At 35.4% G+C, this 21,840-nt stretch carries 22 protein-coding genes; 20 read left to right on the forward strand and 2 right to left on the reverse strand.

Going from position 1 to position 21,840, the window contains the following annotated elements:
- The first annotated feature begins 131 nt into the window (after nt 1–131).
- From FJA49_RS03585 to FJA49_RS03600, 4 genes are read left to right on the forward strand one after another with little or no spacing between them, the layout of a single operon-like run.
- Nucleotides 132–347, forward strand: coding sequence for a DUF350 domain-containing protein (locus tag FJA49_RS03585; RefSeq protein WP_139998939.1), 216 nt, complete (start codon nt 132–134; stop codon nt 345–347).
- Nucleotides 340–1,857, forward strand: coding sequence for a polyamine aminopropyltransferase (locus FJA49_RS03590; RefSeq protein ID WP_139998941.1), 1,518 nt, complete (start codon nt 340–342; stop codon nt 1,855–1,857). The genes FJA49_RS03585 and FJA49_RS03590 overlap by 8 nt, the downstream gene beginning before the upstream one ends.
- Nucleotides 1,835–3,472, forward strand: coding sequence for an FAD-dependent oxidoreductase (locus FJA49_RS03595; RefSeq protein ID WP_139999136.1), 1,638 nt, complete (start codon nt 1,835–1,837; stop codon nt 3,470–3,472). The genes FJA49_RS03590 and FJA49_RS03595 overlap by 23 nt, the downstream gene beginning before the upstream one ends.
- A complete protein-coding gene (locus FJA49_RS03600; RefSeq protein WP_139998943.1) occupies nt 3,450–4,466 on the forward strand; it encodes a hypothetical protein in 1,017 nt (338 codons plus the stop codon). The genes FJA49_RS03595 and FJA49_RS03600 overlap by 23 nt, the downstream gene beginning before the upstream one ends.
- Nucleotides 4,467–4,509: 43 nt before the next feature.
- Here FJA49_RS03600 and FJA49_RS03605 read toward each other — a convergent pair whose 3' ends face one another.
- Nucleotides 4,510–5,562 carry a ferredoxin--NADP reductase gene (locus tag FJA49_RS03605; RefSeq protein WP_139998945.1) on the reverse strand — a complete coding sequence of 351 codons (1,053 nt, stop codon included), beginning with the start codon at nt 5,560–5,562 and terminating at the stop codon, nt 4,510–4,512.
- Nucleotides 5,563–5,686: 124 nt separating this feature from the next.
- Between FJA49_RS03605 and FJA49_RS03610 the strand changes: the two genes are divergently transcribed.
- From FJA49_RS03610 to FJA49_RS03685, 16 genes are all read left to right on the forward strand, one after another.
- Nucleotides 5,687–6,022 carry a PadR family transcriptional regulator gene (locus FJA49_RS03610; RefSeq protein ID WP_139998947.1) on the forward strand — a complete coding sequence of 112 codons (336 nt, stop codon included), beginning with the start codon at nt 5,687–5,689 and terminating at the stop codon, nt 6,020–6,022.
- A gap of 1 nt (nt 6,023) precedes the next feature.
- Nucleotides 6,024–6,698 (forward strand): hypothetical protein, encoded by a 675-nt coding sequence (locus FJA49_RS03615; RefSeq protein WP_139998949.1) that lies wholly within the window; start codon nt 6,024–6,026, stop codon nt 6,696–6,698.
- A gap of 43 nt (nt 6,699–6,741) precedes the next feature.
- Nucleotides 6,742–7,440: a hypothetical protein gene (locus FJA49_RS03620; protein WP_139998951.1), complete on the forward strand. Its 699-nt coding sequence runs from the start codon at nt 6,742–6,744 to the stop codon at nt 7,438–7,440.
- A 54-nt stretch (nt 7,441–7,494) separates the two neighbouring features.
- Nucleotides 7,495–8,967: a DUF5687 family protein gene (locus FJA49_RS03625; protein ID WP_139998953.1), complete on the forward strand. Its 1,473-nt coding sequence runs from the start codon at nt 7,495–7,497 to the stop codon at nt 8,965–8,967.
- 34 nt (nt 8,968–9,001) lie between these two features.
- Nucleotides 9,002–9,697, forward strand: coding sequence for an ABC transporter ATP-binding protein (locus FJA49_RS03630; protein ID WP_139998955.1), 696 nt, complete (start codon nt 9,002–9,004; stop codon nt 9,695–9,697).
- 240 nt (nt 9,698–9,937) lie between these two features.
- Entirely contained in the window at nt 9,938–12,556 is a 2,619-nt protein-coding gene (gene porW / locus FJA49_RS03635) for a type IX secretion system periplasmic lipoprotein PorW/SprE (protein WP_449404268.1), read from the forward strand.
- A 2-nt stretch (nt 12,557–12,558) separates the two neighbouring features.
- Nucleotides 12,559–12,969, forward strand: coding sequence for a bactofilin family protein (locus tag FJA49_RS03640; protein ID WP_056067197.1), 411 nt, complete (start codon nt 12,559–12,561; stop codon nt 12,967–12,969).
- Nucleotides 12,935–13,159 carry an AtpZ/AtpI family protein gene (locus FJA49_RS03645; protein WP_139998959.1) on the forward strand — a complete coding sequence of 75 codons (225 nt, stop codon included), beginning with the start codon at nt 12,935–12,937 and terminating at the stop codon, nt 13,157–13,159. The genes FJA49_RS03640 and FJA49_RS03645 overlap by 35 nt, the downstream gene beginning before the upstream one ends.
- Nucleotides 13,159–13,542: a hypothetical protein gene (locus FJA49_RS03650; protein WP_233590063.1), complete on the forward strand. Its 384-nt coding sequence runs from the start codon at nt 13,159–13,161 to the stop codon at nt 13,540–13,542. Before FJA49_RS03645 ends, FJA49_RS03650 begins: the two co-directional genes overlap by 1 nt.
- 134 nt (nt 13,543–13,676) lie before the next feature.
- Entirely contained in the window at nt 13,677–14,822 is a 1,146-nt protein-coding gene (gene atpB, locus FJA49_RS03655; protein WP_139998963.1) for a F0F1 ATP synthase subunit A, read from the forward strand.
- Between the two features lie 40 nt (nt 14,823–14,862).
- Nucleotides 14,863–15,063, forward strand: coding sequence for an ATP synthase F0 subunit C (gene atpE / locus FJA49_RS03660; protein ID WP_044401428.1), 201 nt, complete (start codon nt 14,863–14,865; stop codon nt 15,061–15,063).
- 86 nt (nt 15,064–15,149) lie between these two features.
- Nucleotides 15,150–15,641: a F0F1 ATP synthase subunit B gene (locus FJA49_RS03665; protein ID WP_139998965.1), complete on the forward strand. Its 492-nt coding sequence runs from the start codon at nt 15,150–15,152 to the stop codon at nt 15,639–15,641.
- Nucleotide 15,642: 1 nt separating this feature from the next.
- On the forward strand, nt 15,643–16,176 hold the full coding sequence (atpH, locus tag FJA49_RS03670) for an ATP synthase F1 subunit delta (RefSeq protein ID WP_139998967.1): 534 nt from the start codon (nt 15,643–15,645) through the stop codon (nt 16,174–16,176).
- Nucleotides 16,177–16,213: 37 nt separating this feature from the next.
- Nucleotides 16,214–17,791: a F0F1 ATP synthase subunit alpha gene (atpA, locus tag FJA49_RS03675; protein WP_139998969.1), complete on the forward strand. Its 1,578-nt coding sequence runs from the start codon at nt 16,214–16,216 to the stop codon at nt 17,789–17,791.
- 96 nt (nt 17,792–17,887) lie between these two features.
- Entirely contained in the window at nt 17,888–18,745 is an 858-nt protein-coding gene (gene atpG, locus FJA49_RS03680; protein ID WP_139998971.1) for an ATP synthase F1 subunit gamma, read from the forward strand.
- A gap of 76 nt (nt 18,746–18,821) precedes the next feature.
- Nucleotides 18,822–19,634: a T9SS type A sorting domain-containing protein gene (locus FJA49_RS03685; protein ID WP_139998974.1), complete on the forward strand. Its 813-nt coding sequence runs from the start codon at nt 18,822–18,824 to the stop codon at nt 19,632–19,634.
- A gap of 74 nt (nt 19,635–19,708) precedes the next feature.
- On the opposite strand, the gene FJA49_RS03690 is transcribed toward FJA49_RS03685, so the two are convergent.
- The gene (locus FJA49_RS03690) at nt 19,709–21,787 is read right to left on the reverse strand and encodes a prolyl oligopeptidase family serine peptidase (protein ID WP_139998976.1); all 2,079 of its coding nucleotides are present in this window, start codon (nt 21,785–21,787) and stop codon (nt 19,709–19,711) included.
- Nucleotides 21,788–21,840 lie beyond the last annotated feature (53 nt).

Genomic DNA, 21,840 nt, shown 5'->3' on the forward strand with positions numbered 1-21,840 from the left:
GGACTTTTCTTGTTTTTTACTATTTCAGGAAATAAGATTTGTGATTGCGCATCAACAGAAAAATACGGTTCAAATAATAATAATGGGCGTGTTGGAGTAGCACGTTTTTACCATAAATAAAACAAAAAACTATGGAACATATATTAGTAAAAGGGATTATCAATTCGCTCATTTTCTCAGGAGTAGGAATATTTGTTTTGATTGTTGGCTATCTGCTGCTTGAAAAAATGACTCCTGAAAATACATGGAAAGAAATTGTCAATAACAAAAATGTAGCTTTGGCCATTGTATTTGGAGCTTTCATTATTGGAATCTCAATCATTATTAGCGCTGCAATTCATGGCTAAAAACTTTTTGAAGTTTGAATACCTGCTACTTTTTGCAGTTTTTATTATTGCTACTTGCGGATTGATTTATGAATTGGTTGCCGGAACTTTGGCAAGCTATCTTCTTGGCGATTCCGTTAAGCAGTTCTCATTTATTATTGGAGTCTACCTGTTCTCGATGGGAATAGGCTCCTATTTTGCAAAATTTGTCAAAAAGAATCAGCTCAATACCTTCGTAGAAATAGAGATTCTGGTTGGAGTTATTGGAGGACTGAGTTCTGTTATTCTGTTTATTCTCTTTGAAAAAGTCGATTATTTCCAGTTTATACTCTACCTGCTGGTTTTTGTAACAGGATGCCTGGTAGGTTTGGAAATTCCCCTTTTGATGAACATTCTCAAAGAAAAGGTAAAATTCAGTGACCTTGTTTCAAATGTTTTTACATTCGATTATATCGGAGCATTGTTGGCTTCTGTTTTATTTCCACTAATATTAGTGCCAAAACTTGGGGTCATGAAAACCTCGCTTTTCTTTGGGATGATAAATGTTTCTGTAGCCATACTCCTATGTTTCCTATTGTCAAAAGAATTAAAACGGCCAATATTATTGAAGCTGAAAGCTGTTGGAGCCTTTGTGCTTTTGCTTTTGACTTTCTTTTTCTCAGACCAGATTCTGTCCTATTCTGAGCAGAAACTCTATGGAGAAAATATTATTTTTACGAAAGCGACACAATACCAGAGAATTGTCCTGACACATACCAAAAACGATTATAAATTGTACCTGAATAATAATTTGCAGTTCAGTTCGGCAGATGAATATCGGTATCATGAAGCCCTTGTCCATCCTGTTATGGCCAATGCAAAAAAGATTGAAAACATTCTGGTTTTAGGTGGAGGTGACGGACTTGCTGTCAGGGAGATTTTAAAATACAAAGAAGTCAAAAAGATTACACTGGTAGATTTAGATGAAGGGATGACTACGCTTTTTGCTACCAATACCATCTTAACAAAATTCAATGACAATTCACTGACCAATCCTAAGGTCAAGGTCATCAACAGAGATGCGTTTCTGTGGGTAAAAGAAGAAAACAACCAATATGATGCAATCATTATTGACTTTCCAGACCCGTCGAATTACAGTTTAGGAAAGCTGTATTCGCTGAATTTTTATAAGTCATTAAAGAAAATTGTAACTCCTGAAGCCGCAATCGTAATCCAGACAACATCACCATATTTTGCGCCTAAGTCTTTTTGGTGTATTAATAATACGGTCAATGAAGTTTTTCCAAATGCAGATGCCTATCATGTTTATGTGCCGTCTTTTGGAGAATGGGGCTATACCATCGCTTCCAATAACAATACGGCAGACTTTAGTAAAGTAAATCGGAAAGTCGGCGGATTGAAATATTATGACTACCAGTACAAGAAATTAAATTTCTTTCCTAAAGACATGAAGGCAAAAGATTTAGAGATTAATAGGTTAGACAATCAAATTTTAGTGAGGTATTTTGATGAAGAATGGGGAAAACTATAGTCCAAGATCTAGGAGAACATTCCTGAAGTCGATTTCTGCAGGAATCATTCTTGCATCCGTTCCTGCTTTTTTGATTGCCTGCAAAGAAAAAGCAATCAATATTGCAATCCGACTTTCCGGAACGAATCATATTTTAGGGCATAGACTTAGAACTAAAAACTTTCCGAAAATCTCTAAAACAATTGAAATTCCTTACCTTATCATAGGTGGTGGAATTTCAGGGCTCTCCGCCGGAAGGCAACTTATGAAAAAAGGGATTGAAGATTTTCTGATTTTAGAATTAGAAGCTGAGGTTGGTGGAAATTCAAGAAATAGAGAAAATAAATATTCAAAATACCCTTTAGGAGCCCACTATTTGCCCTTACCCAATATTCAGGATAAAGAACTAGTACAGTTTTTAGAAGAAGCCAAAATTATTACAGGTTATAAGGATGGATTTCCTGTTTTTGATGAAGAACAGCTGACCTTTATGCCACAGGAAAGGTTGTTTATTAAAAATACCTGGCAGGAAAGTCTGGTGCCAAAATTTGGCATCTCAAAAACATCGGAAGCCGATTTCAACAGGTTTTTCGAAATCATGTCAGATTTTAGAAATAAAAAAGGAGAAGATGGAATTTTTATTTTTGATATTCCTCTAGCCGCTATATCCAAAGACGGTAAGTACGATTTTTTGGATAAAATTTCCATGAAAGAATGGCTTGTGCAAAACAAATTTCTATCAGAAGAACTCTATCAATATGTGAATTATTGCTGCCGGGATGATTTTGGATTGGGTGTTGACTTTATTTCAGCCTGGGCCGGAATTCACTATTTTGCTGCTCGCAAACACAATGCGACAAAAGAAAAGACTGAAAATGTATTGACATGGCCGGAAGGAAATTCCAGATTGACGAAACACTTAAAAGAATACTCAAAAAATAAGATAGTAGCAAACCATTTGGTTTATGAAGTTGGAATTAAAGGAGAAGGCGTAATTGTCAATGTTTATGACAATTTAAAAAATGAATCAATCGCCATCAATGCCCAAAAAGTAATTCTTGCAACACCTCAATTTATCAATGGCTATTTGCTTCCTGAAAGAACTCCTATTGCCAAAGAATTTCATTATGCTCCGTGGCTATTGGCTACTTTGACAGTTACAGATTTAGATGACAATAATAGCTATCCTTTATGTTGGGACAATGTCATCTATGGTGCTAAAGGATTGGGATATATTTACAATCAGCATGAATCCTTAGGACAGATTCAAGAGAAAAAAGTAATTACCTATTATTACAGCTTTTCAACAAATGATTTGAAAAAATCAAGAAAAGAACTCTTGACAAAGGAGGAAGATTATTGGAAACAATTGATTATTGACGATCTAAAAATAGCACATCCCGACATTGAAAATGTCGTACAAGAAATTGATATCCAAAGAATAGGACACGGAATGATTAGCCCTGTTCCTGGCTTTTTATTTGGAAAAGCAAGAGTTGAAGCGTCGCATGCGATTGACAATAAAGTCTTTTTTGCCCATAGCGATTTGTCCGGAATCTCAATTTTTGAAGAAGCTTTTCACCAAGGAATTAATGCAGTAAATAAGATGCTCAATGAAACAGCCTTGGATAAATAAACCAAAGACAGACATTGCCTTTATCCTTTTTCCTCAGTTTTTTGTACTGGGCATTGTGTTTTTTTGCCAAGACTTTTTAAAAGAAGCACAAGAAAACCACTCGTTTTTTACATGGCTGCTGTTGATTGTATTTATTGATGTAGCCCATGTATATTCTACATTATTTAAAACCTATTTCGTAAAAGAAGAATTTGAAAAACGGAAAAAACTCTTGCTTTTACTTCCGCTGTTCTGTTTTTTGATAGGTTTCCTATTATTCTTGTTTGGAGCCAAGACTTTTTGGTCGGTTTTGGCCTATGTAGCCGTATTTCACTTTATCCGCCAGCAATACGGATTCATGCGGCTTTATTCCCGCATGGAAATCAAGACCAAATGGACCGTGTTTTTAGACAATCTATTCATTTATACAGCAACGGGCTATCCAATGATTTTTTGGTTTATGAACCCGTCCAGAAAATTCACATGGTTTGTGGAAGATGAATTTATCTCATACCAAAATCCATTATTGCTGGAGTTTTTCACATGGACTTATTATTCGATATTGGCGTTTTATGTTTTGAGAACCATTTACTTTTCCATAAAAACAAGATATTTTAACCTGCCTAAAAATGCCATCATCATGGGAACATTCTTGTCCTGGTATTTTGGAATCGTATATTTCAATAACGACTTAATATTTACATTGCTGAATGTCGTTTCTCACGGAATTCCATACATGGCATTGATTTATTTTAATCAAAAAAACAACGATCACTCTTTTCAGATACCAAAGCTCTCTAGCTTTCTGGGCATTTTAGTTTACATCGGAATTTTGCTTTTGTTTGCTTTTACAGAAGAATATCTTTGGGAAATTCTAGTTTGGAATGAACACTTCAGTTTCAGTGAGGGTATAGACTCCCTTGTCAAATGGCAAATACTTCTGGTTCCGTTATTGACGGTTCCTCAGTTCACACATTATATTCTGGATGGTTATATCTGGAAATCCAAGAAATAAAAAAAGAGGCTTTAAGCCTCTTTCTGTTTTTTATATGTGTAGATTAAACATCGTCAAAATCAATATAAATTTCAGCAGATGTTGGATGTGCCTGACAAGTTAAGGTCAATCCTTCCGCAATTTCTCTATCGGTCAGGATTGAATTCTTTTTCATTTCTGCACTACCCGAAACAATTCGTGCAATACAGCTGCTGCAAATACCACCTTGGCAAGAATATGGCGCATCGATTCCTTGTTTTAAGGCTGCATCAAGAAGCGTCATTTTTTGAGACATATCAAAAGTAGTTTCCTCATCATCAACCATTACAGTAACTTTAGTATGGCCTTCTAATGATTCTGAAATCTTATTTTCTTTAGTAGAAGCGGAGAACAATTCAAACTTGATGTCTTTTTCTTTGATATTGCTTTCTTTCAAGACATTGTTTACCGTATTGATCATCTCTTCCGGACCACACAAATAAAATTTGTCAAACTCAACAGAAGCGTGTTTGTTTTTCAGGATAAAATTCACTGAAGATTTTTCAATTCTGCCAAATAATGCATTTTCAGCTTTTGCCTGACTGAATACATAATACACGAAAAATCGTCCTGTGTATTGAAGTTGCAGGTTATGCAATTCTTCGTGAAAAATTGTTTCTTCTGGAGACTTGTTGCCATAAACCAATACAAAAGTGCTTTGAGGTTCTTTTTCTAAAACGCTTTTTAGGATTGACATTACCGGAGTTATTCCACTTCCGGCAACAAAAGCAGCATAATTTTTAATTCTGTTGGCATCCGGTTCAAAAATAAATTTTCCTTCCGGTGATCCTACTTCAATCGTGTCTCCTGCTTTTAACTGTTTGTTTGAAAACTGAGAAAAAGCACCATTAGAAACAGCTTTGATTGCAATTCGCAACTCGCCGCTGTCTGGAGATGAACAGATAGAATAGGCACGTCGGATTTCATTTCCGTCTAATGTCAGCTTCAGGTTTATATATTGGCCTGCTATGAAATTATAATTTGGTTTCAGTTCTAAAGGAACGTTGAAAAGCACAGAAACAGCATCTTTTGTTTCTCTTCTGACTTCTTTTATCGTTAGTTTATAAAATGTAGACATTCTGTATATTTTATGCAAAAATAAGCATTCCCTAAGCTTTTTTAAATAAGAAAAGCTTAAAAAATAATACCTAAATATATTATGCATAAGAAATTTATGTATATTTGGATACTAATTTTGAAAGATGAAAAACTCCCAATTGTATAAAGGAAGTCTTAATACCATAATAATGAAATTGTTAGGTGAAAACGGACGTATGTACGGTTATGAAATCACACAAAAAGTGAAAGAGATAACTAAAGGCGAGCTGAATATTACTGAAGGTGCACTTTATCCGGCATTGCATAAACTGGAAGCAGAAGGCCTGCTGGATGTCGAAATTGAGAAAGTAGACAACCGTCTCCGGAAATATTATAAGCTGACAGAAAACGGACAAACTGAAACGGTAAATCGACTGGCCGAACTAGAAGAATTTATAAAAAACATGCAAAGCATAGTCAATCCTAAATTGAGTTATTAAAATGAAATTAGATAAAAATCAGATAGATACAATCGATACGGTTTTAGAAAAACTGGGTGTCGTTTATATTGATTACAAGTATGAAATCCTTGACCATATTGCTACGGAAGTAGAAGAAAAAATGATACTCAATGACATCACTTTTGAAGAAGCTTTTCCGGCCGTATTAAAAAAATGGCAACCAAAATTTAAGAAATCATCCAGTGCATTGTTTGGTTATTTCTGGGAAATGCCAGAGATTTTGCTCAATAAATGCATCAAAATGTATAGAAAAAAACTGCTCTTCATAATTACAGGAGCTATGGTTTTAACTTCTGGATTCTTGCTGTTTTCTTCTTTTTTGGGAAACCACCTGGCTGGTTTTTTTAGCATTGCTACGATTTTGTATAGTGTGGCCCTCTTATTGTCGGCTATAGGATATATCAGGATTCGGTTATCGAAAAGAAAAACATCGTATGGTTTTTTATTTAAACAGCAATTTATTGGTTGTTCCTTAGTAGCTTCACAGCAGCTTTACTATATGAACAGTGGTTTTGAAAGCAAGCATTCTTCATCACTTTTCAGCTATCTTATAATTTTTACCTTATGCATCTACTTTCTCTTTTCTGTTTATAACCTGATTTATTACAGAGCCCATTTTTATGAGTTAAAAAGAATGAGATTTTTAGAAGCATAAAGCATTTGTTATCTAAATAGTAAAGACAGAAAAACCCTTTTCTATGAAATTAAATGAACAGCAAATAAGCCAATTATACCAATTCACACGCCAGCATTTTGTAGAATGGTACGACCTGCAATCAGAGTTGGTAGACCATTTGGCGAATTCAATTGAAGACAGATGGAAAGAAAATCCTAAGTTGTCCTTTGAAGAAGCACTGCAGCTGGAATTTAAGAAATTCGGAATCTTCGGATTTATGGATGTAATTGATGAACGCCGCCGATTTCTATCTAAAAAATACGGCAGGATAATCTGGAAATACTACAAGGAATTTTTCAGGCTGCCTAAAATTATCCTGACTGTTTCCGCAATGTATGTTTTATATTTTCTTTCAGAAAAATTGCAAGATACTCAATTCCTGTACCTCACTATTTTGGCCATTATTGGTATTGTATTCACTATCGAAATCCGCAAGATCCATAAGACTCAAAAACTGAAAGAAAAAGAAACAGGGAAAAAATGGTTTTTTGAGCAAACAGTTGATGCTTTTAATGTTTATCCTATGACGTTTTTGCCCATGCAATTGCTTAATCTATCCATAACAATTGGTGAAGATGGATGGAACAAAGCAATAGCTATTTTGGGTGCTATATTATTGGTATTGTTTGCATTACTACAATATGTGCATTGGAAAATCGTATACCCAAAAATCACGCAAGAAATGGGCAGTATCTATCCGGAGTACGAAATATCAAAATAAGCTGTAACGTTTGTAATGATTGCACTACTAATTCTCAAAACCCAACCATAAACTATGTTTAAAAAATTTATTATGTTGGAATGGAAGGCTTTTTTCCGTTCCGCTTCTTTCAGGACTAATCTTGCCTTAAAAATATTAATGATTTTTGTGGCCATTTATTTCACCGTGATTTTCCTTGCTATGGGAATCGGTGTGTTTTTCCTTATCAAAAAAGAAATGGATCTTGACCCTTTGATTGTTGTCAATAGGTTTATGATTTATTATTTTCTTTTTGATCTGATGATGCGACTTTTTCTTCAGAAGATTCCTGTAATGAATATTCGCCCGTTACTCACGTTACCAATTAAGAAATCAACGATTGTAAATTTTGCTTTAGGCAAAACGATGCTGTCGTTTTTTAATATTGTGCATTGTTTTTTCTTTGTGCCTTTTTCTATAGTTCTTCTTATCCAGGGATATGATGTTACAAGTGTTATCCTTTGGCATATTGGAATGTGGTCTTTGGTCTATGTAAATAACTTCCTTAATATATTGCTGAACAATAAAGATTACTTGTTTTTCATCTTTATCGTGCTTGTACTAGGTTTAGGAACCATGCAGTATTATGACTTGTTTGATGTGACGGACTACACTTCCGTTTTCTATCAGGGTTTATTTGATACAAAATATCTATTCCTCGTGCCGGTTGTGGTACTGATTGCCTTGTATGCGATTACCTACAATTACTTTATGAAGAACCTGCACTTAGATACAGGACTTTCATCAAAACACAGTATTGCCAAAACAGAACAGTTTACATGGCTTGACCAATTCGGAACTGTTGGTACGTTCCTTAAAAACGACATACGATTGATCAAACGTAACAAGCGTTCAAAGACTACAATCTTTATGAGTGTCCTGTTTCTTTTCTATGGACTGCTTTTCTTTGCAAGCGGAATAGAATCGTATGACAATCCAATGATGCATATGTTTGCCGGGATTTTTGTGACAGGTGGTTTTTTGTTCACTTTTGGACAATTCGTACCAAGCTGGGACAGTGCTTATTATCCGCTAATGATGACACAAAATATTCCTTATAAAGGATATCTCAATTCAAAATGGTGGTTGATTGTTATTGCTACCGCCATTTCAACTGTTGTAGCTTCATTTTACCTCTATTTCGGATTGGAAATATATCTGATTATTGTTGTAGGTGCGGTTTATAATATTGGTGTAAACTCCCACTTGGTATTGCTTGGAGGTGCTTACACAAAAACTCCGGTTGACTTGAATTCAACCAAAGGAGCTTTTGGAGACAAAAAAGCATTTAACCTAAAAACAATGCTAATCTCATTGCCAAAACTGCTATTGCCTGTGATTATTTATGGATTAGGTTATTACCTGATCAACCCGATGACCGGATTGGCTTTGGTTGCTTTAGCAGGAGTTCTTGGCTTTGCTCTAAGAAATAAAGTTTTTACGTGGATTGAGAAAATCTATAAGGCAGAGAAATACAAAACACTGGACGCCTACAAGCAAAAAGGATAATCAAAATAAAGTCTAACGATATAAAAATCGAAACATGATACAAGCAAAAAATCTTTCAAAAACATATAACGGAACAACCGTACTTAAAATAGATAATCTTGAAATCCAAAAAGGAGAAAGCTTTGGATTGGTAGGAAATAATGGTGCTGGAAAAACTACTTTTTTCAGTTTATTGTTGGATCTGATACAGCCTTCAACGGGAGAAATAATCAATAACGATTTTAGAGTTGACCATAGCGAAAGCTGGAAATCACATACGGCTTCGTTTTTAGATGAAAGTTTCCTGATTGGCTATCTGACTCCGGAAGAATATTTCTATTTTATTGGTGATTTGCGTGGACAAAACAAAGCCGATGTTGATGCCTTATTGCAGAAATACGAAGAGTTTTTTAATGGAGAAATCCTGAACAGCAAAAAATACATTCGTGATTTCTCAAAAGGAAACCAGAAAAAAGTTGGGATCATCGCTACTCTAATAGGTAATCCAAAAGTTATTATCCTGGATGAACCGTTTGCAAACCTTGACCCGACAACACAATTCAGGCTTAAAAAGATAATTAAGGAATTGGCAGACAACCCAGAAATTACGGTTCTGGTTTCAAGCCATGACCTTCTTCACACAGTTGAGGTATCTAACAGGATTGTTGCTTTGCAAAAAGGAGAAATAGTAAAAGACATACAGACATCGTCTGAAACATTAGAAGAATTGGAGCGATTTTTTGCTGTCTAATTTACGATATGGAGGCCTCGAAAATCGAGGCCTTTTTTTTCGCACTATATCAAGATATTTTATAGATAGTATCTGTCCGGATTAGCAAAAAATCACCTATTTTTTTCCCTATATCAAAAAGAAACGTATTTTTACCAGTCATTATACTAAAATCGATTTTTAAAAGTTAAGGAATAAAACGCTTTTACATTGAAAACCAACATACTTAAATACGTCATTCTGTTTTGCTTTTTTGCATTTTTGGTAGCCTGCTCTACCAAGAAAAACAATTTTGTTAACAGGAACATGCACGCCCTCAGCACAGAATACAACATTTTGTATAATGGCAACATTGCTCTTCAGGCCGGAATAAACGAACTGAAAGCGCAATACAAAGATAATTTCTGGGAAATACTTCCGGTAGAAAGGATGCAAGCAACTCAGGAAACAATGCTTCCTGGCGATAAAAAGAATCCAAATTTCGAACGTGCGGAAACCAAAGCCAACAAAGCCATCCAGAAACACTCAATGTATATTGAAGGAGGAGAAAAAAACCCGCAAATTGATGAAGCACACCTTTTGTTAGGAAAGGCACGTTATTACGACCAACGATTTGTACCTGCTTTAGAAGCTTTCAACTATATCTTATACAAGTATCCGAACAGCGATAAAATTTATGAAGCAAAAATCTGGAGAGAAAAAACCAACATGCGTATGGAAAATGACGCATTGGCGGTAAAAAACCTTCGCAAACTTTTGCAGGAAATAAAATTCAAAGACCAAATTTTTGCTGATGCTAATGCTACTCTGGCACAAGCTTATCTGAATGTTGAAGAAAAAGACAGTGCTATATCAAGGTTAAAGTTGGCTATTGAATATACCCGAGAAAACGAAGAAAAAGCAAGATATCATTTTATCCTGGGACAGCTGTACGATAGCGAGAATAAGAAAGACAGTGCAATGGTAGCCTATCAATCTGTGATTGATATGAAAAGAAGAGCGCCTCGCCGTTATGTGATTCAGGCTCATGCCAAGCAAGCACGCTATTTTGATTTCAAATCAGGTGATACTTTGGCCTTTGTAGAAAAATACAAAGACTTGCTTGAAGACCGTGAAAACAGACCTTATCTGGATGTAATTAATCATCAAATGGGATTGTTCTACGACAATCTTGAAAAAGATAATATTGCCAAAAAATATTACAATAAATCATTGAAGTCCAATTCTCAGGACAATTACCAAATTGCTTCGAATTACAGAAATCTGGCTGAAATCCATTTCAATGACGCCAAATATTCTGTAGCGGGCCAATATTATGACAGTACGTTGGTTCGTATGGATAACAGAACCAGAGAATATAAGGCAATCAAAAAGAAAAGAGAAAATTTGGTTGATGTTATCAAGTATGAAGGCATTGCCAAAACAAACGATAGTATACTTCATGTTGTTTCCTTATCTGACGATGGCAAAAAAAGCTTTTTTGAAGATGTGATAACACGTTTGAAAAAAGAAGACGAAGAAAAAGCTAAGAAAGCAGCAGCTTTAGCGGTAAATAATAGTCAGCCTGGAACAGCTATTTCAACGAAAGAATCAGGAGGGACTGATGAAGAGATGGCAAAGAGATCGGCGAAATTTGCTAGCAAACAGGCAGCAGTGGCTGACGCAATGGACATGAATAGTATGGCACCTCCGGGAGTAGGAAGTCCTATAGGAGCCTCTAATTTTTATTACTATAATCCAGCTACAGTAGCCTATGGAAAAAATGAATTCCGTAAGAACTGGGGAAATAGACCATTAAAAGATAACTGGAGATTGTCTCAAGGAAAAAGCAAGATCGGATTTGGCGATGACGCTACTGATGAAAGCGTAGCCTCAAATGAAGAAGGTGAGACTAAAAAAGAAGACAAAATCGATGTAAGGTATACGGTTGATTATTACCTGAAACAATTGCCTACTGACAAGAAAGTAATTGACAGTCTTGCTAAAGAAAGAAACTTTGCCTACTATCAATTAGGTCTTATTTATAAAGACAAATTCAAGAGATATGAACTGGCTACAGGTAGGTTGGAAAAATTATTGCAAAACGATCCGGAAGAAAGACTGATTTTGCCTTCGATGTATAATCTGTTCAAAATTTACGAAGTAACCGACAAACAAAAGGCTGAAGCAATGAGACAGAGAATCCTTTCACAATATCCGGATTCCCGTTATGCTACTATTTTAGAAACATCGCCTTCAGATATGGCTAAATCCAATGATACGCCAGATGCGGCATATAATAAGTTGTTTAAGCTCTACGAAGCAGGCCAATATCAGGCTGTCATGAAAGAAAGCGAAACGCTTATCGAACTGTATGCCGGAGAAGATATCATACCAAAAATAGAATTACTTAAAGCCAATACAACTGGAAAACTAAAAGGATTGGAAGAATACAAAGGCGCATTAAACTATGTGGCTTTGAATTATCCGAATAGCAAAGAAGGTAAAGAGGCAGAAAGCCTTTTAGCGACTAATATTCCGCAACTGGAAGCCATCGCTTTTGATAAAGAAATTCCGATAAGCTGGAAAATACTATATAAAGTAGGGCCAAATCCAGATGAAAAAAACACAAAAATACTTCAGGATAAGATAAAGAAATTTGTTTCTGAAAGAACGGTTGATAAACTTTTGATGTCTTTCGATGTCTACACAGCAAATGAAAGTTTTGTGACCATTCACGGAATCAAAACAGAAGAAAATGCAAAAGACATTGCATCAATCCTGAAAGATTATAAAGACTATAAGATTCCTGATACTCCTATAATTATATCCAACGAAAATTATAAGGTTGTTCAGATCAAGAAAAATCTTCCGGAATACCTAACAATCAAAAAGCCGTAAAGATGTTTGATAAGAATCCCAAATCCTACACAGACCTTTTAGGGAAAACCAACAGAATTGTTGAAGGAACCATAATAAAAGGTGACATCATTTCCCAAGCCGATTTCAGGCTTGATGGAGAGCTGATAGGAAACTTCCAGTCAAAAGGAAAAATCGTTATCGGTCCGGCAGGAAAAGTAATTGGCGATATTATTTGCAGAAATGCAGATATTGAAGGAAAATTTGACGGCAAGATTGAAGTCATGGAAATTCTTAATGTGAAAGCCAAGGCAAAGATCTATGGAGAAGTTATCGTTGGAAAGCTGTCTGTTGAACCTGGAGCTGAATTTAGTGCTTCTTGTACGATGAAAGCCAATGTGAAAAACCTAAATCCAGGAGATGGAAAACAACGACCAGAAGAAAAAATCGCTTAGCAAATGGGCAGCATTAATGAATATTCCCTTTCAGATGGGAGTCATCATTTTTGCCTTCACATATCTGGGAATGTGGCTTGACGAAAAATATTCTAATAATTCTTCAATCTGGACAATTGTTCTGTCGCTTTTGTCTGTATTTATAGCACTATATAACGTAATCCGGCAGGTAAAAAATCTAAACAAATAATGCACAGGCTTTTCGCTTTCTTAAAGTATTTTATTCCTTTTTCAGCAATCCTTTTTATTGCACAATTTTTTATCACTCAAAAGCTATTTCCGGATACAACATTCTTCTACCAGGTATGGAGTATCTATACATTTCATATCATAGCGACGCTTTTGATTTATCTTTTTCTTCTTTTTGTAAATAAAAATTTTTCGGATAAGACCGGTTTTGCTTTCCTTGCGGGAAGCGTTATTAAGATGATGGCGGCTGTAGTTTTTCTTATCCCTCTGATAAAAGCTGACGTAAACGACCCAATAATCGATGTTACCGCCTTTTTTATCCCGTATTTCCTATTCCTTTTTTTTGAAACTTTTTTTGCAATTCGTTTAATAAACAAACAGTAATTGCTTTGAATATTAAAGAATTATTATTCAAATGCCAAATAACTAAAAATTATATTGATATATTTTCAAGTATGAATTAAATATGTACCTTTGCAAAAATTTTTGAAACGTAAAATTAGATACACAATTTAATAATGGTAATTTCAAATAAACCACTCCAATTCATTCTGTCTGCTTTTTTAGCGTGTATTCCCTTGGCAAGCTTCGGTAGTACAACGGTTGATAGTATTTATGTTAAAACTGAAGCGGCAAATCCGGTACACGGAAGCCACAAAGAATTAAATGCTCACGAGGAGAAAGAGTTTAATGCAAGTGATTTGATTAATTCGCACATTGGAGATTCTCACGATTTCCATATTGCAGATTGGAATGGCCATCCAATTTCGTTCAGCCTTCCTGTTATTTTATGGACTAGCAATGGACTGACGATTTTTTCTTCAAAAGAATTCCACCACGATAATACAGGGCACCATGTAGTGTCTGCAAACGGACAAGAATTCGTTCGTTACAATGAAGTTATTTTTTACGCAGATAAATTTGAAAAACTGACAGAAGAAGATAAAGGAGCTTTCAATTTTGAAGCAAGACCTTTGGACTTCTCAATCACTAAGAATGTCTTTTCAATGTTAATGTCGGCAATCGTTCTTTTCTTGTTGTTCTCTGCTGTAGCACGTTCGTACAAGAAAAACAAGATGGCGCCTAAAGGATTGGCAGGTTTCTTGGAGCCGCTGGTTACTTTTGTAAGAGACGACATTGCAATTCCAAATATCGGTCACAAAAAATATGCGAAATACATGCCATATCTTTTGACGATATTCTTCTTTATCTGGATCAACAACCTTATCGGTTTAATTCCATTCTTCCCATTCAGCTCTAACTTGACAGGAAACATATACTTTACTTTCGTAATGGCATTGATTACTTTTATAGTAACTACGCTAAGCGGAAACAAATATTACTGGAAACACATTTTGCTTCCACCGGTTCCAAAAGCATTATATCCTATTATGGTTCCGATTGAAATCATCGGTATGCTTACAAAACCTTTCGCCTTGATGATTCGTTTATTCGCAAACATTACTGCGGGTCACATCATCATCTTGAGTTTGGTTTCTTTGATATTCATCTTTAAAACAGCTGCGATGTCTCCGGTTTCTGGTGCTTTCGTATTGTTCATGAGTGTTTTGGAATTATTGGTTGCTGCATTGCAGGCTTATGTTTTCACATTGTTGTCAGCATTGTTTATTGGTCAGGCTGTAGAAGAGCACGATCATCATTAATTTGAGTTTTATTAATTATTAACTATATAAATTTATTACTATGGTATTAGCTGGAATCGGTGCTGGATTAGCTGCAATTGGTGCAGGTATTGGTATTGGAAAAATTGGTGGATCTGCAATGGATGCTATTGCTCGTCAGCCAGAAGCTACTTCAAAAATTCAAACTGCTATGATTATCGCAGCTGCACTTATCGAAGGTGTTGCTCTTTTCGCAGTAGTAGTTGCATTAATTGCAAAGTAATTTAAAGTAAATAAAGCTTCCTGCAACGGTTGGTTTCAGGGAGCTTTTTTAAAAACGACAAACAAATTAAATAAATATATAAGTTTATGAATCCTACTGCACCAGAGAGTTTAGTTTTTTGGACAACGATTATCTTCGTAATTTTCTTTATTCTTTTAAGAAAATTCGCTTGGAAGCCTATTTTAGGGGCTGTAAAAGGACGTGAAGAATCTATCAACAATGCATTGGCATCTGCTGAAGCAGCGCGTAAGGAAATGCAGAATCTTACTGCAGACAATGAGCGTATCTTGCATGAAGCTCGTATGGAACGTGACGTTCTATTGAAAGAAGCTCGTGAAATGAAAGATAAAATGATTGCAGATTCTAAACACGAAGCACAAATTCAAGGAGAAAGAATGATCGAGCAGGCAAAAGCTGCTATCGAAGCTGAGAAAAATGCAGCTATGGCTGAATTAAAATCTCAAGTTTCATCATTGTCTCTTGACATTGCTGAGAAATTATTGAAAGAGGAATTGTCTAACAAAGAAGCTCAAACTAAATTGGTTGAGAAAATGTTAGGTGACGTAAAATTAAACTAATATGTCAGGAACTAGAGCAGCAATCCGATACGCAAAAGCAATTTTAGATTTGGCGTTAACCAATGGCGCAGCGCAAGATGTCTATAATGATATGACTTCGATTGCATCAACAGTAGCTGATAATGAAGAGTTGAATACTTTTATTCAAAACCCTACTATCGGAGTTGGTGTTAAAGAAGCGGCCCTGACAGAAGTTTTCTCAAATGTAAATGGAGTGACCAAAGGTCTTTTCCACTTGTTGTTTGAAAACAAAAGATTTGAAATCCTTACAGATATTGCTTCGCAATATAAAATCCAGTTTGATGAAATGAATGGACTTGAAGTAGCAAAAGTTACTACAGCCATTCCAATGGATTCAGCTTTGGAAGCAAAGGTTTCAGAAAAAATCAAAGAATTTTCAGATAAGAAAATTACAATTCAAAATATAGTAGATCCATCTATTATTGGAGGATTTATCTTAAGAATAGGCGATAAGCAATACAATGCTTCAATTGCCAACAGATTACAAGTTTTAAAAAGAGAGTTTAGTAATTAGTTTTACCACACGAAAAGTGTATAAATTATAAAACAAAATGGCGGAAATCAAACCTGCTGAAATTTCAGCAATATTAAAAAAGCAATTATCAGGTTTTGAATCTGGTGCTACGCTGGAAGAAGTTGGAACAGTACTTCAAGTTGGAGATGGTATTGCTCGTGTATACGGGCTTTCAAATGTTCAATACGGTGAGCTTGTAGAATTTGACAACGGTATGGAAGGTATCGTTTTGAACTTGGAAGAAGATAATGTGGGTGTCGTTCTTTTAGGACCATCAACAGGAATCAAAGAAGGTTCTACAGCAAAAAGAACACAACGTATTGCTTCGCTTAAAGTGGGTGAAGAAATGGTAGGACGTGTAGTAAACACTTTAGGTCAGCCAATTGATGGTAAAGGACCTATCGGTGGAACACTATATGAGATGCCATTGGAAAGAAAAGCTCCTGGAGTTATCTTCCGTCAGCCAGTAACTGAACCATTACAAACAGGTGTAAAAGCTATCGATGCGATGATCCCGGTTGGACGTGGACAAAGAGAGCTTGTAATTGGTGACCGTCAGACTGGTAAATCTACAGTTTGTATTGATACCATCCTGAACCAAAAAGAATTTTATGATGCAGGTCAGCCTGTATTCTGTATATATGTTGCAATCGGACAAAAAGCTTCGACTGTAGCAGGAATTGCAAAAACATTAGAAGAAAAAGGCGCAATGGCTTATACAATCATTGTAGCTGCTAATGCTTCTGATCCAGCTCCGATGCAAGTTTATGCTCCTTTCGCAGGTGCTGCTATCGGTGAATACTTCAGAGACTCTGGTCGTCCAGCATTGATTGTTTATGATGATTTGTCTAAGCAAGCAGTAGCTTACCGTGAGGTTTCTCTTCTTTTGAGAAGACCACCAGGACGTGAGGCTTACCCTGGAGACGTTTTCTACCTTCACTCAAGATTGTTAGAAAGAGCTTGTAAAGTTATCAATAACGATGACATCGCTAAAAACATGAACGATTTGCCAGATTCATTGAAGCCAATCGTAAAAGGTGGTGGTTCATTGACTGCTTTGCCAATCATTGAAACACAAGCGGGTGACGTTTCTGCATATATCCCAACAAACGTAATCTCGATTACAGATGGACAAATTTTCTTGGAGTCTGACTTGTTCAACTCTGGGGTTCGTCCAGCGATTAACGTAGGTATCTCTGTATCTCGTGTTGGAGGTAATGCACAGATCAAATCAATGAAAAAAGTATCAGGTACATTAAAATTGGATCAGGCACAATTCCGTGAATTGGAAGCGTTCGCTAAATTTGGTTCTGATTTGGATGCTGTTACTTTAAACGTAATTGAAAAAGGTAGAAGAAACGTTGAAATCTTGAAACAAGGTTTGAACGATCCTTACACTGTTGAAGATCAGGTTGCTATTATCTATGCAGGTTCTAAAAACTTATTGAGAAATGTTCCTGTTAATAAAGTAAAAGAATTCGAGAAAGATTTCTTGGAATTCATGAACAACAAACATAGAGATACTCTTGATGCTTTGAAAGCTGGAAAACTTGATGACAAGATTACTGATGTTATCGAGAACGTAGCTAAAGAAGTATCAGCGAAATATAACTAAAATTAGTCAAATGTCTTAAAGACAAAAGTCGAAAGCCAAATAGGCATTTCACTAAACTTTTGTCTTTATGACTTGGGACTTTTAGACTAATAAAAAATGGCAAACTTAAAGGAAATCCGTAATAGAATTACTTCCGTTTCATCAACGATGCAGATTACATCAGCGATGAAAATGGTTTCTGCTGCAAAGCTTAAGAAAGCGCAAGATGCCATTACGGCGATGCGTCCTTATGCTGAAAAATTAACCGAATTGCTGCAAAATGTAAGCGCTTCGCTTGATGGAGAAAGCGGTGGAAAATATTCTGACCAAAGACCTGTAAATAAAGTTCTTATTGTTGCAATTACATCAAACAGAGGTTTGTGTGGCGCATTCAATTCGAACGTTGTAAAAGAAACTAAAAACCTTTTACAAAACTATGCAGGAAAGAAGGTTGATTTTGTTACTATCGGTAAAAAAGGTAACGACATTGTCAGAAAGACAAATAACGTAGTTATAAATAACAATGGTGTATTTGATGATTTGACTTTCCATAATGTTGCTGAAATTGCAGAAGAATTGATGAAGCTATATGCTGACGGAAGTTATGACAAGATTGAATTAGTTTATAACCAATTCAAGAATGCTGCAACTCAGGTTATCATTACTGAACAATTTTTGCCAATTGTTCCGGTAAAGGCAGAAAGCAAAAATCAGGTAGATTACCTTTTTGAACCATCAAAAGAACAAATCGTTGAAGAATTAATTCCACGTTCGTTAAAAACGCAATTGTATAAAGCAATCAGAGACTCTTTCGCTTCAGAGCACGGAGCTCGTATGACAGCGATGCACAAAGCAACTGATAACGCAACAGAATTGAGAAACCAATTGAAGTTGACATACAACAAAGCACGTCAGGCTGCTATTACTAACGAAATCTTAGAGATTGTTGGTGGAGCCGAAGCTTTGAAAGCATAAAAAAGCATTTTTTTAAAAGAAAAGGCCAGCATTAGCTGGCCTTTTTTTATATTCGTGGTAATCAAATAATTATATCATGAAAAAAATTACTTTTTTATTGGCTCTTTTTGGGGCTGGAGCATATGCTCAAACTTTTCCTAACCCATATTGTGACATAATAGATGTTTTTGCGGTAGAAGAAATAACTTCAGTAAGTTTTGCTGGCGCATCTATCACGAATAGTGATGACGAAACAGTGCTTTTAAATCATATTTCTACGATTGCAAACGTTACGCCTGGGCAATCTTATACGATACAAGTACAAGGGGATTCATATGGAGATTATGACAATGAATATATTGCTTATATTGATTGGAACCAGAATGGTGTTTTAAATGATGCCGGTGAATATTATTATATCGGAAAGCTAACCGATACTGATGGAAATGACGGTGCTATTGCTTCAAAATCGATCCTTGTTCCTACGACAGCAACTACTGGAAATACACGTATCCGTGTTATCAAAGTTTTTACAGCTGAAACAGAGGGTTTTGTATTATATCCTACACCATGCGGTATTACTGCTGAAGATGTAGAATTTGAAGAAATTAGTGATTCATTCGGACAAGCATTAGACTTTACGGTAAATGTAGGAGCATTAAGCGTAAATTCTTTCGATTTGAATTCTTTGGCTGTATATCCTAATCCTGCAAAAGACGTATTAAACGTAAAATATAAATCAGACATACAAGATGTTAAGGTTTATAACCTTTTAGGACAAGAAGTTCTATCGCAAAAGGCAGGACAGTCAGATTTCCAATTGAATATCAGCAAACTTTCTGCAGGAACTTATGTAGTGAAATTATTTGCTGAAGGCGGACAGCACAATTTCAAATTGGTTAAAGAATAATAACTAATTTGATAATACAAAAAAGGCAGAGAAAGTAATTTCTCTGCCTTTTTTGTATAAATAGATTTTCGTGATTAATTGTTTAGGTGATACAATAAGAAATTGTAGAAAGAAGCTTCTTCTTCGGTTTGACCTTGATAAGTAGATTTGCCGGAATGTCCCGAATTTGATAATGTTTTTAAATAAATTGGATTTTTTTGAGCACTTCTGTTTTGCAATCGGGCAGCAAACTTATACGAATGCAAAGGTGGAACCCGATCATCATTTTCTGAAGTGATAATCAATGTTGTTGGATAATTGACATCCTCTTTTATATTGTGATAAGGAGAATAACTCAGAAGCGAATTAAATTCTGCTTCAATATTAGGATTTCCGTATTCGTCTAAATGTCTTTTTCCAACCGTATACAAATCAAATTTTGCCATATCAAATACCCCGACTTTTGGGATTGCGACTTTAAACAAATCCGGTCTTTTAGTCATGGCAACACCTACTAGCAAACCTCCCTGAGATCCGCCAGTAATTGCTAGTTTACTCGGATTGGTATAGTTTTCTTTAATCAGATATTCGGCAGCATCAATAAAATCATTGAACGTATTAATTTTCTTTAGTCCTTTTCCTTCAGTATGCCATTTGATGCCTTTTTCACCGCCTCCACGTATCTCAGCATAAGCATAAACGCCTCCCTTTTCTAAAAAATAAAGCAATCCAGTATCATAATGAGGTCCGGAGACAGCTCCAAAACCGCCATAAGCTTCCAATAAGGTTGGATTATTTCCATCTAGCTTAGTTCCTTTTTTATAGATTATTGTAATAGGAACATCCTTATTATCTCTGCTTTTATAGGTAATTGCTTTAGTTTCAAAATAATCAAAAGGGAATAGAGAGGGCTTAGGCTGATTGAAATCATTAAAGTAAGGATTGTGTTTGCCGGTTTCAATATTTAGCTTGTAATTATGATTTGAAATGGTGTAAGAAAAGAAAGTAACATACAGGTTTTTGGTCTCAGCTTCTAAATAATTGATTCTGAAATTCATTCCCATTGGGGCCTCAAATTTGCGGATAAACTTTCCTTCATAATCATAAATCGACATATAGTTTGATCCAACCGTTTTGTATTTTGCAATGATATAATCCTTATAGAAAAAAGTGCCGACTAAAAGATTGGCATAGATTTGAGGGACAATAACTTTTTCATCATTGCCATTTAAATCAAAGGAACGAACTTCTCCCCAACCAAATTTTGAAGTTGAAAAATAAACACGTCCATTGACATAGTTTAAAAAATCAAAGCTGTCGTCGATATTCTCAAAAATTCTTGTAAACGTTAAGGACTCGTCACTCAAAGTGGCATAAAAATATTTTACCTGCGTTTCATCTTCATTTTGTTCAATAACAAAAAGTTTATCTTCGGCCGTAAAAAAAGTAAAATAACTTTTTGTATCACTTGTATCATAAACCAGTTTATCATTGTCTTGTATAGCTCCAATTTTATGATAATACAGCTGATAGGTTGTGTCAACTGCAAAACGGTCTGTATTTCGGTTTCTCTTGTAAAAAACACCCTCATCTTTATTCCAGGCAAGGTTAGAATATCTGACATTCGTTAGCTTGTCATCCAGATTTTTTCGGTTATCCAAATTAACAAATCGGATTTCACGCATGTCGCTTCCATCATTACTAACAGAAAAGGCAAGTAATTTGGAACTTTTGGAAGGGTAATAGCCATTAATGCTAACATTATTGTTATTAAAAATCTTTGACGGATTTATAAGCTCAACAGGATCATCGTTCAGGTTCTTTTTGTAAAAAAGATAAGCAGGTTTGTCTTTATCAATTCTATAGCTTGCAAAAAAGTACTTTCCTTTTTTGACTGGAATCGCATATGTCGACAGGAAATCATATTCTTTTATTTTAGAAAGACTCGAATAGTTTTTCTTAATTCCTTCCAAGTGTGAATTAGTAAGTTCATTTTCTGAATTTACCCAGGCTTTAGTTTCTTTAGAGTCCGTTTTTTCCATCCAGGAATAATCATCCTGAAACGAAAAATGATGTTTTGAAAAAAGGACTGGAACTTTTTTAGCCTCTGGATAATTCTGAGCAAATAATTGAACTGACAGCAGTAAAGTGTAAAGGAGGAGATGTTTTTTCACGTGAAAAGTCTGATAATTTTGACAAAGATATATTTTTTTGAATCTAACCTCAT

Source organism: Flavobacterium microcysteis, assembly GCF_006385255.1.
GTDB lineage: Bacteria > Bacteroidota > Bacteroidia > Flavobacteriales > Flavobacteriaceae > Flavobacterium > Flavobacterium microcysteis.

What these genes read in the sequence shown, in the direction of transcription:
- FJA49_RS03585 (WP_139998939.1), top strand. Translation starts at nt 132, where the DNA reads ATGGAACATATATTAGTAAAAGGGATTATCAATTCGCTCATTTTCTCA.
- FJA49_RS03590 (WP_139998941.1), top strand. Translation starts at nt 340, where the DNA reads ATGGCTAAAAACTTTTTGAAGTTTGAATACCTGCTACTTTTTGCAGTT.
- FJA49_RS03595 (WP_139999136.1), top strand. Translation starts at nt 1,835, where the DNA reads ATGAAGAATGGGGAAAACTATAGTCCAAGATCTAGGAGAACATTCCTG.
- FJA49_RS03600 (WP_139998943.1), top strand. Translation starts at nt 3,450, where the DNA reads ATGAAACAGCCTTGGATAAATAAACCAAAGACAGACATTGCCTTTATC.
- FJA49_RS03605 (WP_139998945.1), bottom strand. Translation starts at nt 5,562, where the DNA reads ATGTCTACATTTTATAAACTAACGATAAAAGAAGTCAGAAGAGAAACA.
- FJA49_RS03610 (WP_139998947.1), top strand. Translation starts at nt 5,687, where the DNA reads ATGAAAAACTCCCAATTGTATAAAGGAAGTCTTAATACCATAATAATG.
- FJA49_RS03615 (WP_139998949.1), top strand. Translation starts at nt 6,024, where the DNA reads ATGAAATTAGATAAAAATCAGATAGATACAATCGATACGGTTTTAGAA.
- FJA49_RS03620 (WP_139998951.1), top strand. Translation starts at nt 6,742, where the DNA reads ATGAAATTAAATGAACAGCAAATAAGCCAATTATACCAATTCACACGC.
- FJA49_RS03625 (WP_139998953.1), top strand. Translation starts at nt 7,495, where the DNA reads ATGTTTAAAAAATTTATTATGTTGGAATGGAAGGCTTTTTTCCGTTCC.
- FJA49_RS03630 (WP_139998955.1), top strand. Translation starts at nt 9,002, where the DNA reads ATGATACAAGCAAAAAATCTTTCAAAAACATATAACGGAACAACCGTA.
- FJA49_RS03640 (WP_056067197.1), top strand. Translation starts at nt 12,559, where the DNA reads ATGTTTGATAAGAATCCCAAATCCTACACAGACCTTTTAGGGAAAACC.
- FJA49_RS03645 (WP_139998959.1), top strand. Translation starts at nt 12,935, where the DNA reads ATGGAAAACAACGACCAGAAGAAAAAATCGCTTAGCAAATGGGCAGCA.
- FJA49_RS03650 (WP_233590063.1), top strand. Translation starts at nt 13,159, where the DNA reads ATGCACAGGCTTTTCGCTTTCTTAAAGTATTTTATTCCTTTTTCAGCA.
- atpB (WP_139998963.1), top strand. Translation starts at nt 13,677, where the DNA reads ATGGTAATTTCAAATAAACCACTCCAATTCATTCTGTCTGCTTTTTTA.
- atpE (WP_044401428.1), top strand. Translation starts at nt 14,863, where the DNA reads ATGGTATTAGCTGGAATCGGTGCTGGATTAGCTGCAATTGGTGCAGGT.
- FJA49_RS03665 (WP_139998965.1), top strand. Translation starts at nt 15,150, where the DNA reads ATGAATCCTACTGCACCAGAGAGTTTAGTTTTTTGGACAACGATTATC.
- atpH (WP_139998967.1), top strand. Translation starts at nt 15,643, where the DNA reads ATGTCAGGAACTAGAGCAGCAATCCGATACGCAAAAGCAATTTTAGAT.
- atpA (WP_139998969.1), top strand. Translation starts at nt 16,214, where the DNA reads ATGGCGGAAATCAAACCTGCTGAAATTTCAGCAATATTAAAAAAGCAA.
- atpG (WP_139998971.1), top strand. Translation starts at nt 17,888, where the DNA reads ATGGCAAACTTAAAGGAAATCCGTAATAGAATTACTTCCGTTTCATCA.
- FJA49_RS03685 (WP_139998974.1), top strand. Translation starts at nt 18,822, where the DNA reads ATGAAAAAAATTACTTTTTTATTGGCTCTTTTTGGGGCTGGAGCATAT.